This window comes from Rhizobacter sp. (assembly GCF_032229685.1).
GTDB lineage: Bacteria > Pseudomonadota > Gammaproteobacteria > Burkholderiales > Burkholderiaceae_C > LMDS01.
In genome coordinates, this window is the sequence record NZ_JAVTWP010000040.1 from 344,533 (window position 1) to 361,179 (window position 16,647).

Genomic DNA, 16,647 nt, shown 5'->3' on the forward strand with positions numbered 1-16,647 from the left:
TCACTCAGGGCGCCGCCGGCTTCGAACTGGCTTCGCAGGCCCCGCCGATCCTTGCCGCATGGCCACCGCTCCGGTGGCCACTGCCCCAAGGAGAAACCCCATGCCCCTGTTCTTTTGCCCGGTGCGCCCGCTCACACGCAGCGGGCGTGTGCTCTTGTGTGTCGCGGTGTCGGTTTTCGCTGCGCTGCTGCTGGTGGCCTGGTCGCCCCCGGCCCATGCCGACGACTCCGAAGCGCGCCGGGCCGAGAGCCCGTACTTCGCCGTCAACAGCAGCGAGCCCGGCACCGACCGGCTGCCGCTGAAGGCCACGCGCGTGGACGTGCGCATCGCCGGCGTGATCGCCGACGTGACCGTCACCCAGACCTACCGCAACGAAGGCCAGCGCGCCATCGAAGCGCGTTACGTGTTCCCCGGCTCCACGCAATCGGCCGTGCACGCGATGAACGTGCGGCTGGGCGACCGGCTGCTCACCGCGCGCATTCGCGAAAAGCAGCAGGCGCGCGTCGAGTACGAAACCGCGAAGAAAGAAGGCAAGACCAGCGCGTTGCTGGAGCAGCACCGCCCGAACGTGTTCGAGATGAACGTGGCCAACATCCTGCCCGGTGACGAGGTGGCGGTCGAACTGCACTACACCGAGCTGCTCACGCCCACCGACGCGCGCTACGGCTTCGTGTTCCCCACGGTCGTGGGCCCGCGCTACAACTCGCCGCAAGGCGCCGCCGTGGGCGAGAAGTGGATCGCCACGCCTTACCTGCGCAGCGGTGAGGCATCGAATGCCAGCTTCGACATCAAGGTCACGCTCGACACGCCGCTGGCTCTGCGCGAGATCGCCTCGTCGTCGCACGCGATCGAAGTGACCGGTGACGGCACGGCCCACGCCAGCGTGGCGCTGAAGGCCGCCAGCACGGCGGGCAACGACCGCGACTTCATCCTGCACTACCGCCTGGCCGGTGACCGCATCGAAAGCGGCCTGATGCTGTTCCGCGGCGAGAGCGAGAACTTCTTTCTCGCGATGGTCGAGCCGCCCCAGGCCGTGCCGGTGCGGCAGATCAACCCGCGCGACTACGTCTTCGTCGTCGACATCTCGGGCTCGATGCACGGTTACCCGCTCGAGACCTCGAAAGTGCTGCTGGCCAACCTGATCAGCGGCCTGCGCCCGAGCGACACCTTCAACGTGATGCTGTTCTCGGGCAGCAACCGGATGCTCTCGCCCACTTCGGTGCCGGCCACGCGCGCCAACATCGAACGTGCGCTGCAGACGATCCGCGAGATGGGCGGCAGCGGCAGCACCGAGATCGTGCCGGCGCTCAAGCGCATCGCCGCCTTGCCCAAGACGCCCGACGTGTCGCGCAGCGTGATCGTCGTCACCGACGGCTACGTGAGCGTCGAGGCCGAGGTGTTTCAGCTGATCCGCAAACACCTGAACCAGCAGAACGTGTTCGCGTTCGGCATCGGCAGCAGCGTAAACCGGCACCTGATCGAAGGCATCGCGCGCGCCGGCCAGGGCGAAGCCTTCGTCGTCACGAAGCCGGCCGAAGCGGCAGCGCAAGCCGAGCGCCTGCGCAAGATCATTGAAGCGCCGGTGCTGACGAACGTGACCGCGCGCTTCCAGGGCCTGGACGTCTACGACGTGGAGCCGCAGCAGTTGCCCGACGTGCTCGGTGGCCGCCCGGTCGTGGTGTTCGGCAAGTGGCGCGGTGAGGCGGCTGGCAACGCCCGCATGCTCGTCGAAGGCCGCAGCGCCGAAGGCCCGTTCAGCGCCGAAGTGAACGCCACCGGCCGCGAAGACCGCACGTCGTCGGCGCTGCGCCACCTGTGGGCGCGCCAGCGCATCGCCGCGCTCTCGGATCAGGAAGCGCTCGAAGGCGGCAGCGCGCAGAAAGGCGCGATCACCGACCTCGGCCTGAAGTACAGCCTGCTCACGCAGTACACGAGCTTCATCGCCGTCGACCACGTCGTGCGCAACCCGAACCCGGCGCTGGCGCCCACCGCGCTCCAGCCTTCGCCGCTGCCACAAGGCGTGAGCGAACTCGCGGTCGGTGCCGAAGTGCCGAGCACGCCCGAGCCGGGCGCGTGGTTCGCGCTGCTGGTGGTGCTCGGCATCGTCGGTGCCACGGTGGTCTCGAACCGCCGCCGCAACCGCAATCGTTGAAAGGTGCAGCGTGAACATCTCGATGCAACACGCTGCGTTGCCAACGAGCGCCCCCGGGCGCTGGTTGGCCGCGTGCGACCGCGTGCCGCCGATCGCGTGGCTCGGCCTGCAGGCGGTGGCCTTGTGGCCGCACTGGCGCTGGGCCGCGGCGCGGCTCGCCGACGGGTCTGACGACCCGCTCGGTCTGGTGGCAATCGCCGTGCTCGGCCTCGCGCTGTGGCGGCTCGCGCCCGGTTTGCGCAGCGCGCCATCGCGGACGTGGCTGGTTCTGGCCATGATCGGCACGCTGCTCGCCACGCTGGCGGCGATGTTCGCGCCGCCTTTGCTGGCCGCGTGTGTCGCGGTGCTCGCGCTCGTGGCCGGCCTGTGTGCCTTCGCACCGAACGGCACACCCTTGCTGCCGCTGGCCGGGCTCGCGGTGCTGGCGCTGCCGGTGGTCTCGTCCTTGCAGTTCTATGCGGGCTTTCCGCTGCGGGTCGTCACGGCCCAGCTGAGCACCTGGGGTTTGCAGGCGCTGGGGATGGTGGCCGAACGCAGCGGCACCGCGATGCTGGTCGAAGGCCGGCTCGTGATCGTCGACGCACCCTGCTCGGGCGTGCAGATGGTGTGGATGGCCTACTTCTGTGCCTGCACCGTGGCCTGGTGGTGCGGGCTCGACAACCGCCGTTTCGCAAAACGCCTGGCCTTCGTCGGCGCCATCGTGCTGGCCGGCAACGTGCTGCGCAACAGCCTGCTCGTCGTGCTCGAAGCGCGCCAGGCGAACGTGCCTGCTGTCTGGCACGAAGCCATCGGCCTGGTGGTGCTGGCGCTCGTTTGCGCAGCGGTCGCGCGGGTCGTGCAGGGGGGCCGCCATGCGCATCGCTGATGGCGTGAACGAGCGCGCTGGCGTCGTGGTGTGGAAGGCCGCTCTGCTCGGGGTGTTGGTGGCGTGTGCACTGCTGCCGCTGCTTCGGCCGGGCGCTGTGCAGGCTTCGTCGGGCACGTCGGCCGCCTTTGCTGAAACGCCTCGGGTCTGGCAGGGGCGCGCGCTGCGGCCGCTCGCGCTGAGCGCGGTCGAACAGCGCTTTGCCTCGCAATTCCCTGGCCGCATCACGCGCCTGACCGACGGTGAACAAGGGCTGGTGCTGCGCGACGTGAGCGCGCCCACGCGCATGCTGCACCCGGCCGCCGACTGTTACCGCGGCCTGGGCTATCGCATCGAACAAGCACGCCTGGAGCGCGATGCCGAAGCGCTGCTGTGGCGCTGCTTCGTTGCCGAACGTGGCGGCGTGAAGACCCGCGTCTGCGAGCGCATCGTCGATGCCAACGGCGCGTCGTTCACCGACACCTCGAGCTGGTACTGGGCCGCGCAGCTCGGTCGTTCGAGCGGGCCGTGGCTCGCGATCACGACAGCGAGGCCGCTGTGAAGCGCGCGTGGCCGCTCTGGGTGAAGCGCACGCTGGTCGCGTTCGGCATCATCGTGCTCGCTGTGCTGTGCACCGTGGCCGCCAGCGCGGCCATGTTGTTCGCGAGCCTGCGCGCCGTGCCGGGCGAGTGGTCGCAGGCCGTGCCCGTCGGCCCGTGGCGTGTGGAATTGAGCGTGCCCGCGGTGCTGCGGCTGGCGACACACCCGCTCGGCTTGCGCGCCCTGGCCGGCCGCACGATGCAGACAGCGCACGGCAGACTGCACTTTCAGCAGGGCGCCGACGAAAACTCGATCCGCGTCGTGTGCGACCCCTGCACGCCGCACGCGGCCGTGCTCGGCAAGGCGCCGTTGCGGCTGCAGCGCACCGAGCTGAGCCTCACGCGCGTCGGCCAGAACCACCTGCACGGCGAGATCGTCGCCGGCGCGGTGCGGGCCAGCTGGAAGCTGCAGATCGACCGACGCGGTGTCGACTTGCGCGTGCAGGTGCCCGATGCGCCTATCGCCGACTTCTATGCCGTTGTCGGCGCGGCGATTCCCGAGCTGGCGCGCGCCCGCATCGAAGGCCGCGCCGGCGCCGAATTGAGCCTCGCGCTGCCCTCGCGCGTGTGGCGGGTGCAACCACGCATCGAAGGTTTCAGCGTCGACGGCCTCGGCACCGAAGCGCTGATCGGTGCCACGCCCGTGCTCGACTGTGCGCGGCCGACGCGCCGTGCCGACGCCGCTGCGCCGTTCGGCGTGTGGCTGCCACGCGCCGTGGTCGCGGCCGAAGACCAGCGCTTTCACGAACACGCGGGCCTCGACCTGGCCGAGATGCGCGCGGCCTGGCGCTCGGGCGCCGAGGCGAACCTGCGACCGCGCGGCGCCAGCACGCTGTCGCAGCAACTCGCCAAGCTGCTCTACACCGGCGACGAACGCAGCGCCGTGCGCAAGCTGCGCGAAGCGCTCTACGCGGTCGAGATGGACCGGGTGCTCGGCAAGGCGCGTGTGCTGCAGCTCTACCTCACAGTCGCGCCCTGGGGCGGCGGGCACTGCGGTGCCCAGGCGGCATCGTTGCAGTTGCTGGGCAAGCGCGCGTCGGCATTGACGCCGATCGAAGCGGCCTGGCTCGCCAGCCTGTTGCGCAACCCGCAAGCCGAACTCGCGCGCGCCGCCGCGAGCGGCAGCATCGACAAGGCGCGTGTCGGCGACGTCATCGACGCCATGCGCCCGATGGCGCAGGCCCGCCGCGAGGCCTTGCAGGAGCAGCTCGCCGACTGGGCGCCGCCCGCTACAAACGCATTCGCGGCGCGCTGACCGGTGGCAGCTCGCGCCCGTCGAGCCAGGCTTGCACCAGGTCGCCGGGCAGGCGCGCCTGGGCCGCGAGCCACACCAGTTCGGGCGGTGCCACGCGCGTGCCCGGTGTGCTGGCCGGCAGGCGCGCCACGAGTTCGGTCACGAAGGCGGCGACCTTCTGCACGCGCACCGGCTGCTCGGCCTGCGGCACCATGAAACGCAGCTGGGCGATCACACCGTCGGCCAGCCGCTGCAGGCCGCTCGCCGCGGGGGCGTCGTTCGGCGTTTGCGCCGGCCGCACGAAGACCACGTGCTCGAAGCCGAGCGTGGTGACGGCGTGTTCGTCGAGCCCGGCCAGGCCCGATTTCAACGCCTGCGGCAGGCTCGCCATGCTGTGTGGCAAGACCACGACCAGCCGGCGCACGCCGCCGGCGAACAGCCAGCGGGCCAGGGCCGCGAGCGCGTCGGGCTGCGGCTTCACGAACGCGTCTTCACGGCCGTTGGCGCGGCGGGTGCGGTCGAAGACCACGAGCGCGGTGTCGGCGCCGAGTGGCGCGGTGGGCGGTTGATCGATGTCCGACGGTGCGACCACGAGCGGCTCGAGGCCGTGCATGGCCGCATGAAAATTCTGGGTGACCAGCACCCGCACGTGCGAGAACTGGCGCCCGGCGAGCAGCCGCTCGAGCACGGCGGCGCCCAGCGTGCCGGCGCCACCGACCACCAGGGCGGAAGGCCGCTTCGGCGCGGCCGGCGGGCGCGCGTGGCCGCCGCGCAGTGCTTCCTGAACCAGACTCATGGCTCGACTCTAGCGAATCGGCGCGCGACTTCAGCTCAGGCTGCCGCAACCACCAGGCAGGCGTTGCTGCCCCCGAACGCGAAGGAGTTCGACAGCACCGCGCTGCCGGCGGGCAAGGGCACCGGGTCTTCGCGCACCAGGTTCGCGACGATGGCCGTGTCGGGCTCGCGCAGGTTGCGTGTCGCGGGCACCTTGCCGCTCGCGAGCGTGGCGACCGAGGCCGCCAGTTCGATCGCGCCCGAAGCGCCCAACAGGTGACCGTGGGTCGCCTTGGTCGAGCTGACCCAGGGCGCCTTCGGGCCCGAGCCGAAGACGCTGGCGATCGAGCCGGCCTCGACACGGTCGCCGATCGGCGTGCCAGGCCCGTAAGCGTTGACGTAGCCGATCTGATGTGCCGAGACTTCAGCGTCGCGCATGGCGTTTTGCATCGCCCGCACCTGCCCGGCCGAGCAGGGCTCGGTCCAGTGGTGGCCGTCGCCGGTGGCGGCAAAGCCGGCAAGCCGCGCCAAGGCGGGTGCGCCGCGCGCAGCAGCGTGCTCTGCCGCTTCGAGCACGAAGAACACCGCGCCTTCGCCGAGCACGATGCCGCTGCGATCGCGGTCGAAGGGCCGGCAGGCGGCGTCGGCCAGCGCGGCGGTGCGGGTGTCGTCGTCGCAAGGCGTCTCACCCAGTGGCGCGAGCATGCGCAGCGCTTCCCAGGCCTTCAATGTGCCGTCGCCGAAAGGCGCTTCCGTGCCACCGGCCAGCGCCACGTCGAGGTAGCCGTGGCGGATCGCGCGCATCGCTTCGCCGATCGCCAGCGTCGACGAGGCGCAGGCGCTCGCATACGTCTGGTTCGGGCCGCGCAGGCCGTGGCGTATCGCGATGCTCGCAGCGGCCGCGCTCGGCATGCAACGCAGCAGCGTGAGCGCCGGCAAGCGGCCCTTCTCGAACAGCGTGGTGTACGAGGCGCTGACCGATTCCGTCGGCCCCGAGGCGCAGCCCACGAACACACCGCAGTCTTGCAGCGCCGCGGCGCCGGCCGACCAGCCGGCATCGTGCAGGGCGCGCGACGACGCGAGCAGCGCGAGCCGCGTGGCGCGGTCCGACAGCAGCTGTTCGCTGCGGTCGAGTTCGGCATCGAGTGCCATCTGCACGCGCGCGCCCGGCAGCGCTGGTGCGTGGCGCGACAGCACGGCCCCGAAACGCGCGCCCGGTTCGTACAACGCGCGGCTGAACTCGGTGAACGAGGTGCCCAGCGGCGTGACCAGCCCGATGCCGGTGATGACAACCTGGCGCCCGCTCACGCGAGCGCTCTTCGATGAAAGGGGTTCGACACGGAGGTTCCTTGTGCTTGAAAGAGAGGTGTCCGGTTCCACGCGCCGGGCAGGCGTTGGCGGACAAGCCGGAGGGCCCCCACAAGAGGGTGTCCGGATCGACGTGGGCCCTGCGTGGAACAGCAGACAGGGAGATTGCGCATGCCACTCGTTCAACACTGGGAAGGGCCTCACGGCACGGCGCTGACGCTGCGGCCGGCGCGCGCGGAAGACCACGACCGCCTCGACGCCTTGATCAGAAGCCTGGCGCCGCGCGACCGGCGCTGGCGTTTTCACGGCGCCGTGAACGCCCTCGCGCCAGAGCGCCTGCGCACCATGGTCACGCCCGCACCGGCGCAGCAGATCGCGCTCGTGGTCGTGGCGCACGGCCCAGGCCGCGACGCGCTGATCGCCGACGCGCGTTGCGCTTTCGACGCGAGCGGCGAAGCGGCCGAGTTCGGCCTGATGGTGGCGCCGGCGTGGCGTCGCCTCAGCCTCGGTGCGCGGGCCACGCTGGCGCTGCGCGACGCCGCGGCCGACGCCGGCCTGCGCTGGCTGCATGGCTCGGTGCTGGCCGACAACGCGCCGATGCTGGCACTGGTTCAGCGCTGCGGTTTTCTCTGCACGCCGAACCGCCGCGACGCAGGGCTCGTCGGCATCGAGCTGCAACTCGATCGCGAGCCGGCGCTGTTGCGCACGCCGCCCGCCGCACCCAGCCGGTGGCGCTGGTCGTTGCCGCGCCAGGTTCATTCGCACTCTTTCTGAAAGACACCCTCATGAAGACGAAGTTCGAAGATGCTCGCCCCGGCGCCGCACCGCGGCTGGCCTTCGTGCTCGGCAGCGGCGGCGTGCGCAGCATCGCCGCGGTCGGCATCGCCGACCGGCTGGCGCGCGAAGGCATCGCGCCAGACTTCATCGTCGGCTGCAGTTCCGGGGCACTGTTCGGCGCCACCATCGCCGCCGGCATGGGCAGCGACGCCGCCTTGCGCAGCGCCACCCAGCTCTGGTCGGCCGAGCTCACCAAACAGCGGCGCTGGCTCGCCTACGCCCAACTCATCGCACCGCGGCTGGCCGGCTTCGGGGCCGGCTTCGCGTTGCGCGACGACCGGCTGATCGCCGAGCGCATCACACGCGCCTTCGGCGAGCTGCGGCTCGAAGAATTGCCCACGCCGCTGCGCGTGGCCACCACCTGCGCGGCCAGCGGGCAGCCGGTGCTGCTCACGCGCGGGCCGCTGGTCGACGCCTTGCGCGCCAGCATGGCGGTGCCGTTCATCTTCCCGAGTGTCGAGATCGGGGGCCGGCGTCTGGTCGACGGTGTCATCTCCGACCCCTTGCCACTCGGCGCCGCGAGCGACGCGCAGGCCGTGATCGCACTCGGTTTTCAAGGGGCCATGCCACGCCGCGTCGACCGCGCTTCGAGACTCGTGGCGCAGACCAGCACCGCGCTCATCAACAACCTGATGCAGGCCCGCACCGAGGCCGCGCGGGCCGCAGGGCAGCGGGTGATCCACATCGACCTGGTGTTGAACCGGCGCGTCGGCCTGTGGGACACCGAGGCCATGCCTTACCTGTTCGAGGCCGGCCGCCGCGCTGCCGAAGTGCGCCTGCCCGAGATCGTGGCGTTGCTCGACCGCACGCCGCAACGCAGCGCTGCATGACGGCGCAAGAAGCTTTTCATCCAGAACCGAAGTACCCCGGAGAACCCATGACCGTTGCAGAACTGAGCCACAGCACGCCACCGACCGACACGAAGCGCTACGCGCGCTGCATCGATGCTTCGAAACGCATCCGCTGGGAGATCGAACGTGACGTGATCCGCGGCCGCCGTTTCGACTTCAGCCAGCGGTTCCTGCCCGAAGGCCTGGCGCGCATCGCCGGGCTCGAATTCCTGTGGCCCGACGAACGCCGGCTGCTGAGCCAGATCCAGGGCCGCACCTACGCCAGCATGTTCGGTCTGGTCGAGCGTTTCATCGGCGCGAAGATGCTCGAGATCAGCCGCGCGCACTGGTTCGGCGACCAAGTCGCGCTCGAAGCGCTGGTGCGTTTTGCCGACGAAGAGTTGAAGCACCAGGCGCTGTTCCGGCGCGTCGAAGAGCTCGCTGCCGAAAGCATGCCCGAGGGCTACCGGTTCGTGCCCGAGCCGAACGCGGTGGCGCAGGCCGTGATGTCGGCGTCGACCTGGGCCGTGCTCGCGCTCACCTGCCACATCGAACTCTTCACGCAGGTGCACTACCGCCAGAGCCTGGAGCCCGACAGCGAACTCTCGCCACTCTACAAGGACGTGTTCCTGTTCCACTGGCTCGAAGAGTCGCAGCACGCCATCGTCGACGAGCTCGAATGGAAATGTGAAGACGCGCAACTCACGCCGGCGCAGCGCGACGTGGCGGTCGACGACCTGATCGGCCTGGTGGGCGCGGTCGACGGCATCCTGCAGGCGCAGGCGGCTGCCGACACCGGCTACTTCCTGCAGGCTTGCGGCCGCGCGCCTCACGGGCCCGAGGCCGAACGGGTCGGGCAAACCTTGCTCGGCGCCTACCGCTGGCAGTACATCGCCTCGGGCGTGCGCCACCCGCACTTCAGCGGCCTGCTCGGTTCGATGCTCGACGACGCGCAGGCGCAGCGCATCGGTGCGGCGCTCGCGCCGCTGATGTTGTGAAACCCGCCACGCGTCGAGGCAACCCTGCCGCGATGCGGGCTGTTGTTCATGGGGGGTGGTGACGATCACGACGATGGTTATGCTCGACGGGATGCGAGCTGGAGAAACCCCCGCCCCACCGGTCCCCGAGAGCGTGCAGCAGCTCTTTCCGGCGCTCTACAACGAGCTGCGCCGGCTCGCGCGCTCGCGCCTGGCCGGCGGCGGCCGCCACACCATGCTCGACACCGCAGCGCTGGTGCACGAGGCCTTCCTGCGCATGCAGCGTGATGGTGGCGTCGAGCTCAAGGACCGCGAGCACTTCATGGCCTATGCCGCCACGACCATGCGCTCGATCGTCATCGACTTCGTGCGCCGGCGCAGCGCCGACCGCCGCGGTGGCGGCGCAGAACACGTCACGCTCGACACCATGGCCGGCGGTGTGATGGGCGCGTCCGACGACGAGATCCTGTCGGTGCACCACGCACTCGAAACGCTCGAGAAGGTCGACGCGCGGCTGGTGCGCGTGGTCGAGATGCGCTACTTCGCGGGGCTGACCGACATCGAGATCGGCGCCGCGCTCGGTGTCACCGACCGCACGGTGCGGCGCGACTGGGAACGCGCCCGGCTGCTGCTGGCCGACATGCTGGGCCGCTGATCGGCTTTGTCCGCCCGCGGCGGCCGTTTGCGTTGTACAACGCATGCCACCGGTTCGCCCTCCCAGCACGATGAACAGCCCCGGCATCGACACCGACCGACTGCAGCGCATCAACACGCTGCTGGCGGCCGCACTCGCCTTGCCCGAAGACGAGCGTGGCGCGTGGTTGCGCGCCTTGCCGCCGGCTCAGCAGGGCGACCTCCCGATACTGGGCGCCCTGCTGGCCCGCGCCGAAGTCGAGACCGACACTTTCCTGCAGCGCCCGATCGGGCTCTCGCTCGACGCCCTCGAACCGTTCGACATGCCGCCCGACGCACCGGGCGACCAGGTCGGACCGTACCGGCTGATCCAGGAGATCGGCGCCGGCGGCATGGCCAACGTGTGGCTCGCCGAGCGTGCCGACGGTGTGTTGCAGCGCCAGGTGGCGCTGAAGCTGCCCCGCGCCGGCTGGGCGCTCGGCTTGGCGCAGCGCATGGCGCGCGAACGCGACATCCTCGGCGCGCTCGAACACCCGCACATCGCACGGCTCTACGACGCCGGCGTCACCACGGCCGGCCGGCCGTGGATGGCGATGGAATGGGTCTGCGGCAGGCCGATCGACGAACACTGCCGCGACGGCGCGCTCGGTGTGCCGCAGCGCCTGCGGCTGTTCCTTCAGGTGGCCGAAGCGATCGCGCACGCCCATGCCCGGCTGATCGTGCATCGCGACCTGAAGCCCAGCAACATCCTCGTCACGCCCGAAGGCGAGGTGCGGCTGCTCGACTTCGGCGTGGCCAAGATGCTCGAAGACGACACAGCGCGCTCGCCCGCGCTCACGCAGTTGATGGGCCGCGCCGTCACGCCCGACTACGCCTCGCCCGAGCAGGTGGCCGGCCGGCCGGTGGGCGTGGCCACCGACGTGTACTCGCTCGGTGTCGTGCTGTACGAGTTGATGACCGGGCAGCGCCCCTACCGGCTCGGCCGCCAGAGCATGGCGGCGCTCGAAGAGGCCATCCTGGCCGCCGACGTGCCGCTGGCCAGCACCCGCGTCGCTGCCGACAAGGGCCTGGCGCGCGCCCTGCGCGGCGACATCGACAACATCATCGTCAAGGCGCTGCACAAGGACCCGGCGCGGCGCTATGCCAGCGTCGAGTCGTTCGCCGCCGACCTGCGGCGCCACCTCGACGGCGAGCCGATTCAGGCCCGGCCGCCGAGCCGGCGCTACCGCCTCTACAAGTTCATGCGCAGGAACCGGCTCGTCAGCGCCAGCGTGGCGGCCGTGGCCGCCTCGGTCGTGCTCGGGTTCGCGGTGGCCTTGTGGCAGGCACAGCAGGCGCGGCACGAAGCGGCCCGCGCCGAGCAAGTGAAGGAGTTCATGGCCTCGGTGCTGAAGCAGGCCACGCCGCGCGAAGGTGGCGTGGTGACCGCGCGCGACCTGTTGCTGGCCGCGTCGCAACGCATCGAAAAAGAACTGGCCGGCAACCCGCGTGCCGCGGCCGAACTCGGGGTGATCGTCGGCCAGGGCTTCTTTTCGCTCGGTGAAGCGCGCCAGGGTGAGGCCGCGCTGCGCGCCGCGATCGGGCGTGCCGAAAAGGAATTCGGGCGCCGCCACCCGATCACGCTGCAGGGCAAGGCCCTGTTGGTCGAAGCACTCGACTACGCCGACCTGGCGGCGGCAGAGAAGATCGTCGCCGAGGTGGTGCCCGACGCGCTTGCCGGCCTGCCGGGCACGGCCGAGAGCGCCGTGTTCGCGTTGCGCAGCCAGTCGTGGGTGCTGGCCTTGCGCAACCGGGCCGACGAGTCCTACGCCGCGTCGCAGCAGGCCATTCAGATCGGCGAGTCGTATCTGGGCAAGCTGCACCGCGAGACGATCCGCACGCTGCGGGTGCGCTCGGCCATCTTCGGCTGGCTGGGCGACAACGCCCGCCAACTCGACACGGCGACCGACGCGCTCTCGCGTGCGCGCGCTTCGTTCGGCGACAAGACGCCCGACGCCACGCTGAACCAGGTCGAGCGCGCCTATGGCAACGCGCTCGCCGCGAACCAGAGGCCCGGTGATGCCGTGCCGGTGCTGCAGCGCGCCCTGAAGGATCAGCGTGCGCTCGACGGCGGCGAGACCGCGCGGGTCGCATGGGCGATGTACGCGTTGGCCGTGGCCTTGCGGGCATCGGGCCGGGCCGTCGAGGCCGTGTCGGTGTCGCGCGAAGCGCTCGCATTGCAGGCGCGGCTGAGCTCGGCCGACAAGTTGGAGTTCGCCGAATTCGGCGGCATCCTTGTCGAGGCGCTGACGCTGGCGCGCCGGGTTGACGAAGCTGCAGCGCTGGAGCGCCGCATCGCCGCGCTACCGCTGCCGTCGATCGACGTGCCCTTGAACCGCCGCATCGACAACGAGCTCGGACAGGCGCACTTGCTGGCGCTCGGCGGCGACAGCGAAGCGGCTGCGCGCCGTGCCGCGGCGGCGGCCGATCTCGCGGGTGAACAACACCTGGGCCAGCGCGCCGGCGCGCGGGTCGTCGCCGCGCTCAATGCGCGATTGCAACAGCGGCCGAGCGAGGCCTTGGCGCTCGCGAAGCAAGCGCTGGCCGAGCCGAAGCTGAACGAGGTTCCGCTCCACGTGCAGGCCAGGGCGCACACCGAAGCCGGCAGCGCCTGGCTCGAGCTCGGCGACTTCGCGCGCGCTGAAGAATCGCTGCGGGCTGCGCATGCGTTGTTCACGAAGGCCCAGGTCGAGCCCGGTGTGGGCCAGGCCGATGTGTTGATCGGCCTGGCCCGCGTGCATCTGCGCAACGGCCGTTCTGGCGAAGCCGAGGCCTTGTTGCTGCCGCTGGCGAGCGCCTGGGAAGGCGTGAACCCGAACAGCGAGTGGCATGGCGAAGCGCTGCATTGGCTGGCGCGCGCGCAAGCGATGTCTGGCAAGACGAACGACGCGCGTGTGCATCGTGAGCAAGCCGAGACCATGCTGCGCGCCTCCAGGCTGCCGGCCTTGCAGCACTTGCTCGCCGGCTGATCGCAGCGCCCTCGCCGCAGCAGGCGGCACCCCCAAAGGTGCGAAGCAGATCGCTGTCCGGAATGCGCCGGAGCAGACGTGGAACTGGAGACCCACCCACTCTGCCGGCGCCCCCGGCGATCCCACGGAACCCTTGCACATGACCAGCGTTTTTTTCTTCGACCGACACCTGGCGCAGTTCAGCGACTTTCAATCGCTGTTGTGGAGCGCCTATCTTCTGGCGGCGGTGATGCTGCCGGTGTACCACCTGCGCCCGATCCTGAAGTACCTGCGCGGCAACAGCGGCATCGGCGACGCGTGCATCCGCACCGAAACCATCCAGTGCCTGTGGCGCGTGCCGGCGCTGCTGTTCTCGGTGTTCGTGACGCCGTCGCTGCCGCTTTTCCTGTCGATCTTTCTCGACATGCTGGGCCGCATCGGCCGCATCGTGGCCATGACTTCTTCAGAGCGGCGCTGGCAGGCAGCGCTGCAGGCCGGCTGACGCGCGAGCAGCGCTGTCCGCATCGGCGGCGCCGCTGCGTGGAACACGGGGCAAGGGTCGGCACGTGGGTGCCGGCCTGACATGCGACCCACGTTTCAACAGGAGCCTTTGATGTTCAAGACAAGCCTGCTGGCCCGAAGCCTGTCGGTGGTGTTCGGCGGCAGCGCCGTGCTCGCCGGCGCACAAGAGCCACCGCCACCGTCACCGTCGCCGTCACCACTGCAACTCGAACGGGTGGAGGTGACCGGCTCCAACATCCGGCGCGCGCAGGCAGAGACCGCCTCGCCGGTGCAGACCGTGACGCGCGATGACATCGAAAAGTCCGGCAAGTCCACGGTCGCCGAATTGCTGCAGACGCTGGCCGTCGACAACCAGGGCTCGGTGCCGGTGAACTTCGGCGCCGGTTTCGCCGCTGGCGCTTCCGGCGTGTCGCTGCGCGGGCTCGGCGCCGCTTCGACCCTGGTGCTCGTGAACGGCCGCCGCATCGCGCCCTATGGCCTGGCCGACGACGGGCAGAAGGTGTTCGCCGACCTGAACATGATCCCGCTCGAAGCGGTCGACCGGGTCGAGATATTGAAAGACGGCGCGTCGGCCATCTACGGGTCGGATGCGATCGCCGGCGTGGTCAACGTGATCCTGCGGCGCGACTTCAAGGGGGTCGTCGCCAAGGCGAGCCACGGCCAGTCGCGCTACGGCGACGGGGCCGACACGCGCGCGGCGCTCACCGCCGGGTTCGGCAACCTCGACACCGACCGCTACAACGTGCTGCTGAACCTCGAGGCGGCGAAGAAGAACGAGATCTGGAACCGCGACCGCGCGGGCCGCGGCGCGGTCGGCCGCGCCGACCTGCGTGACTTCGGCTTCGATGCCGCGACCGCGGGCCTGGGCGGCACCGGCGCGATCGTCGGCAACAACCTGGCGGGCAGTGCCGTGAACGGCAACGTGCGCAACCCGAACACGCTCGACTACTACAACCGCGGCAACCTGGCCGGCGTCGGCTTCACGCGCAGCTTTGCCGACGCCGCATGTTCCAACTTCACCAGCCACCCTCAGGGCGACCCGGGCGGTGGCTGCCTGACCGATGCGCCACAGCAATACGGGCAGGTGCAGCCTTCGCAGAAGAGCCTGAACTTCTTCGGCCGCGGCACGCTGGCGCTGACCGGCGACATGCTCGCCTATGCAGAACTCAACCTCTACGACAGCAAGACAGAATCCGCGACCACGCCTTCGGGTGTGAACGCCTCGGTGGGTTACCCGGGCGGGCCGGTCAGCAATGCCGGCGTGGCGCTCGGCGCCGACCACCCCGACAACCCGTACTTCGGCACGGCCGCGCGCCTGCGCTACCTGGCCGCCGACGTGGGCCCGCGTGAGAGCCGTGTCGACTCGACCTTCATGCGCGTCGTCGCTGGCCTGAAGGGCTCGCTCGACGCGTGGAACTTCGACACCGCCGTGCTCTACTCGCAGAACAAGGTCTCGAACACCCAGACCGGCACGCTGCAGCGCGACGTGGCTTTTGCGCTGTTGAACCCGGGCGACGCCGCCGCGGTCGCTTCGGCCTTGGCGAACAGCCCGGCCTATGCGGCCTTGCCGCCCGGCACGGTGTGGCGCATCGCCGAGAACGCCCGGCTCAATTCGGCGGCGCTGTACGCGGCGCTGTCGCCGACGATCTCGAACGACGCGCTCAGCAAGACCGGGCAGATCGACTTCAAGGCCTCGCGCGAATTCGGGCAACTGCCCGGCGGGCCGTTCGGCGTGGCGCTCGGGGCCGAGTTGCGGCGCGAGTCGGTCCGCCTTTCGCCGACACAAGGCACCGAGCGCGGCAACATCATCGGGCTTGGCTACTCGGCCTACAGCGGCGTGCGCGATGTGACGGCCGCCTACGCCGAAGTGGTGGCGCCGGTGTTGCCCACGCTCGAACTGTCGTCGGCCTTGCGCGTCGACCACTACTCCGACGTCGGCAACTCGCTCACGCCCAAGCTCGGCCTCAAGTGGACGCCGGTCAGCCAGCTCGCCCTGCGTGGCACCTACGCCGAAGGCTTTCGCGCGCCGAGTTCGGCCGAGAACGGCGACGGCGGGCTGGCAGCGTTCACCACCGCGATCGACCCGGTGCGCTGCGCTCTCGGCGTGCCGGGCACCTGCAGCGCCGCGGGGGTGTCGATCATCACGTCGCCGAACCGCGACCTGCGGCCCGAGAAGTCGAAGAGCTTCACGCTCGGCCTGGTGTGGGACCCTGCGCCGGCGACCAGCCTGTCGATCGACTTGTGGCAGATCGAGCGCCGCAACGAGATCAACCAGGAGCAGACCGACGCTGCCATCGCGGCCGGGCACGTGGCACGCGACCCGTCGACGGCGACCAACATCCCCGGCGACCCGGGCGCCATCATCGCGGTGCTGGCCAAGTACGTGAACTCGGCGCAGACCACGGTGCGTGGTGTCGACCTGGACCTGCGCCAGGGCTTCGCGCTCGGCCCCGACTTCGGCAAGCTCACCTTCGATGCGAAGTGGACGCACCTCTTCAAGTGGTTGCGCCGCGAGCAGGACGGCACGAGCTTCGAGTTCGCTGGCACGCACGGCAATTGCAACGTGACCAACTGCATCGGCACGCCGGCCGACCGCGTGAACCTGGGCGCCACCTGGGAGCTGGGCGCCTGGCGCGTGGCGGCGATTGCCAACTACCGCGGGCCGCTGTCGAACAAGCTCTTCAAGGACGACCCGAACGGCTGCGCCACGATCTTCGCCGACGGCTCCGACGCGCCGGGCGGCTGCCGAATCGCGTCGTTCACGACAGTCGACCTGACGGCGCGCTGGAAAGCGAGCGACAAGATCGAAGTCTTCGGTTCGGTGCAGAACCTGTTCGACCGCACGCCACCGCTCGACCCGACCACCTACGGCGCCAACGGCTACAACCCGCTCGACTACAGCGGCGCGGTCGGGCGGTATTTCAACGTCGGCTTGAAGTACCGGTTCTGA

At 70.3% G+C, this 16,647-nt stretch carries 13 protein-coding genes; 11 read left to right on the plus strand and 2 right to left on the minus strand.

Annotated features, from left to right (window positions below; translation table 11 throughout):
• The first annotated feature begins 100 nt into the window (after nt 1–100).
• From AC30PD_RS19740 to AC30PD_RS19755, 4 genes are read left to right on the plus strand one after another with little or no spacing between them, the layout of a single operon-like run.
• Nucleotides 101–2,152, plus strand: coding sequence for a VIT and vWA domain-containing protein (locus AC30PD_RS19740; protein ID WP_489537391.1), 2,052 nt, complete (start codon nt 101–103; stop codon nt 2,150–2,152).
• 10 nt (nt 2,153–2,162) lie between these two features.
• Nucleotides 2,163–3,017, plus strand: coding sequence for an exosortase Q (gene xrtQ / locus AC30PD_RS19745; protein ID WP_489537392.1), 855 nt, complete (start codon nt 2,163–2,165; stop codon nt 3,015–3,017).
• Nucleotides 3,004–3,558 (plus strand): hypothetical protein, encoded by a 555-nt coding sequence (locus AC30PD_RS19750; protein WP_489537393.1) that lies wholly within the window; start codon nt 3,004–3,006, stop codon nt 3,556–3,558. The genes xrtQ and AC30PD_RS19750 overlap by 14 nt, the downstream gene beginning before the upstream one ends.
• Nucleotides 3,525–4,850, plus strand: a complete 1,326-nt coding sequence (locus tag AC30PD_RS19755; protein WP_489537394.1) for a biosynthetic peptidoglycan transglycosylase — start codon at nt 3,525–3,527, stop codon at nt 4,848–4,850. Before AC30PD_RS19750 ends, AC30PD_RS19755 begins: the two co-directional genes overlap by 34 nt.
• Here AC30PD_RS19755 and AC30PD_RS19760 read toward each other — a convergent pair.
• Nucleotides 4,825–5,625 carry a Rossmann-fold NAD(P)-binding domain-containing protein gene (locus AC30PD_RS19760; RefSeq protein WP_489537395.1) on the minus strand — a complete coding sequence of 267 codons (801 nt, stop codon included), beginning with the start codon at nt 5,623–5,625 and terminating at the stop codon, nt 4,825–4,827. The genes AC30PD_RS19755 and AC30PD_RS19760 overlap by 26 nt on opposite strands.
• 35 nt (nt 5,626–5,660) lie before the next feature.
• Nucleotides 5,661–6,911: a beta-ketoacyl-[acyl-carrier-protein] synthase family protein gene (locus tag AC30PD_RS19765; protein ID WP_489537396.1), complete on the minus strand. Its 1,251-nt coding sequence runs from the start codon at nt 6,909–6,911 to the stop codon at nt 5,661–5,663.
• A gap of 171 nt (nt 6,912–7,082) precedes the next feature.
• Between AC30PD_RS19765 and AC30PD_RS19770 the strand changes: the two genes are divergently transcribed.
• The 7 genes from AC30PD_RS19770 (at nt 7,083) to AC30PD_RS19800 (ending at nt 16,647) form a co-directional block, all read left to right on the plus strand.
• Nucleotides 7,083–7,685 (plus strand): GNAT family N-acetyltransferase, encoded by a 603-nt coding sequence (locus AC30PD_RS19770; RefSeq protein ID WP_489537397.1) that lies wholly within the window; start codon nt 7,083–7,085, stop codon nt 7,683–7,685.
• An 11-nt stretch (nt 7,686–7,696) separates the two neighbouring features.
• Nucleotides 7,697–8,578 (plus strand): patatin-like phospholipase family protein, encoded by an 882-nt coding sequence (locus AC30PD_RS19775; RefSeq protein WP_489537398.1) that lies wholly within the window; start codon nt 7,697–7,699, stop codon nt 8,576–8,578.
• 47 nt (nt 8,579–8,625) lie between these two features.
• A complete protein-coding gene (locus tag AC30PD_RS19780) occupies nt 8,626–9,576 on the plus strand; it encodes a hypothetical protein (protein WP_489537399.1) in 951 nt (316 codons plus the stop codon).
• A gap of 91 nt (nt 9,577–9,667) precedes the next feature.
• Nucleotides 9,668–10,210: an ECF-type sigma factor gene (locus AC30PD_RS19785; RefSeq protein WP_489537400.1), complete on the plus strand. Its 543-nt coding sequence runs from the start codon at nt 9,668–9,670 to the stop codon at nt 10,208–10,210.
• 70 nt (nt 10,211–10,280) lie between these two features.
• Nucleotides 10,281–13,196 carry a protein kinase domain-containing protein gene (locus tag AC30PD_RS19790; RefSeq protein WP_489537401.1) on the plus strand — a complete coding sequence of 972 codons (2,916 nt, stop codon included), beginning with the start codon at nt 10,281–10,283 and terminating at the stop codon, nt 13,194–13,196.
• A 139-nt stretch (nt 13,197–13,335) separates the two neighbouring features.
• A complete protein-coding gene (locus AC30PD_RS19795; RefSeq protein WP_489537402.1) occupies nt 13,336–13,677 on the plus strand; it encodes a hypothetical protein in 342 nt (113 codons plus the stop codon).
• A 111-nt stretch (nt 13,678–13,788) separates the two neighbouring features.
• Complete coding sequence (locus AC30PD_RS19800) at nt 13,789–16,647, plus strand: TonB-dependent receptor (protein WP_489537403.1); 2,859 nt, start codon at nt 13,789–13,791, stop codon at nt 16,645–16,647.

Coding starts and splice junctions, on each gene's coding strand:
- AC30PD_RS19780 (WP_489537399.1), top strand. CDS start 8,626: ATGACCGTTGCAGAACTGAGCCACAGCACGCCACCGACCGACACGAAG.
- AC30PD_RS19770 (WP_489537397.1), top strand. CDS start 7,083: ATGCCACTCGTTCAACACTGGGAAGGGCCTCACGGCACGGCGCTGACG.
- AC30PD_RS19775 (WP_489537398.1), top strand. CDS start 7,697: ATGAAGACGAAGTTCGAAGATGCTCGCCCCGGCGCCGCACCGCGGCTG.
- AC30PD_RS19795 (WP_489537402.1), top strand. CDS start 13,336: ATGACCAGCGTTTTTTTCTTCGACCGACACCTGGCGCAGTTCAGCGAC.
- AC30PD_RS19785 (WP_489537400.1), top strand. CDS start 9,668: ATGCGAGCTGGAGAAACCCCCGCCCCACCGGTCCCCGAGAGCGTGCAG.
- AC30PD_RS19800 (WP_489537403.1), top strand. CDS start 13,789: ATGTTCAAGACAAGCCTGCTGGCCCGAAGCCTGTCGGTGGTGTTCGGC.
- AC30PD_RS19740 (WP_489537391.1), top strand. CDS start 101: ATGCCCCTGTTCTTTTGCCCGGTGCGCCCGCTCACACGCAGCGGGCGT.
- AC30PD_RS19790 (WP_489537401.1), top strand. CDS start 10,281: ATGAACAGCCCCGGCATCGACACCGACCGACTGCAGCGCATCAACACG.
- AC30PD_RS19750 (WP_489537393.1), top strand. CDS start 3,004: ATGCGCATCGCTGATGGCGTGAACGAGCGCGCTGGCGTCGTGGTGTGG.
- AC30PD_RS19760 (WP_489537395.1), bottom strand. CDS start 5,625: ATGAGTCTGGTTCAGGAAGCACTGCGCGGCGGCCACGCGCGCCCGCCG.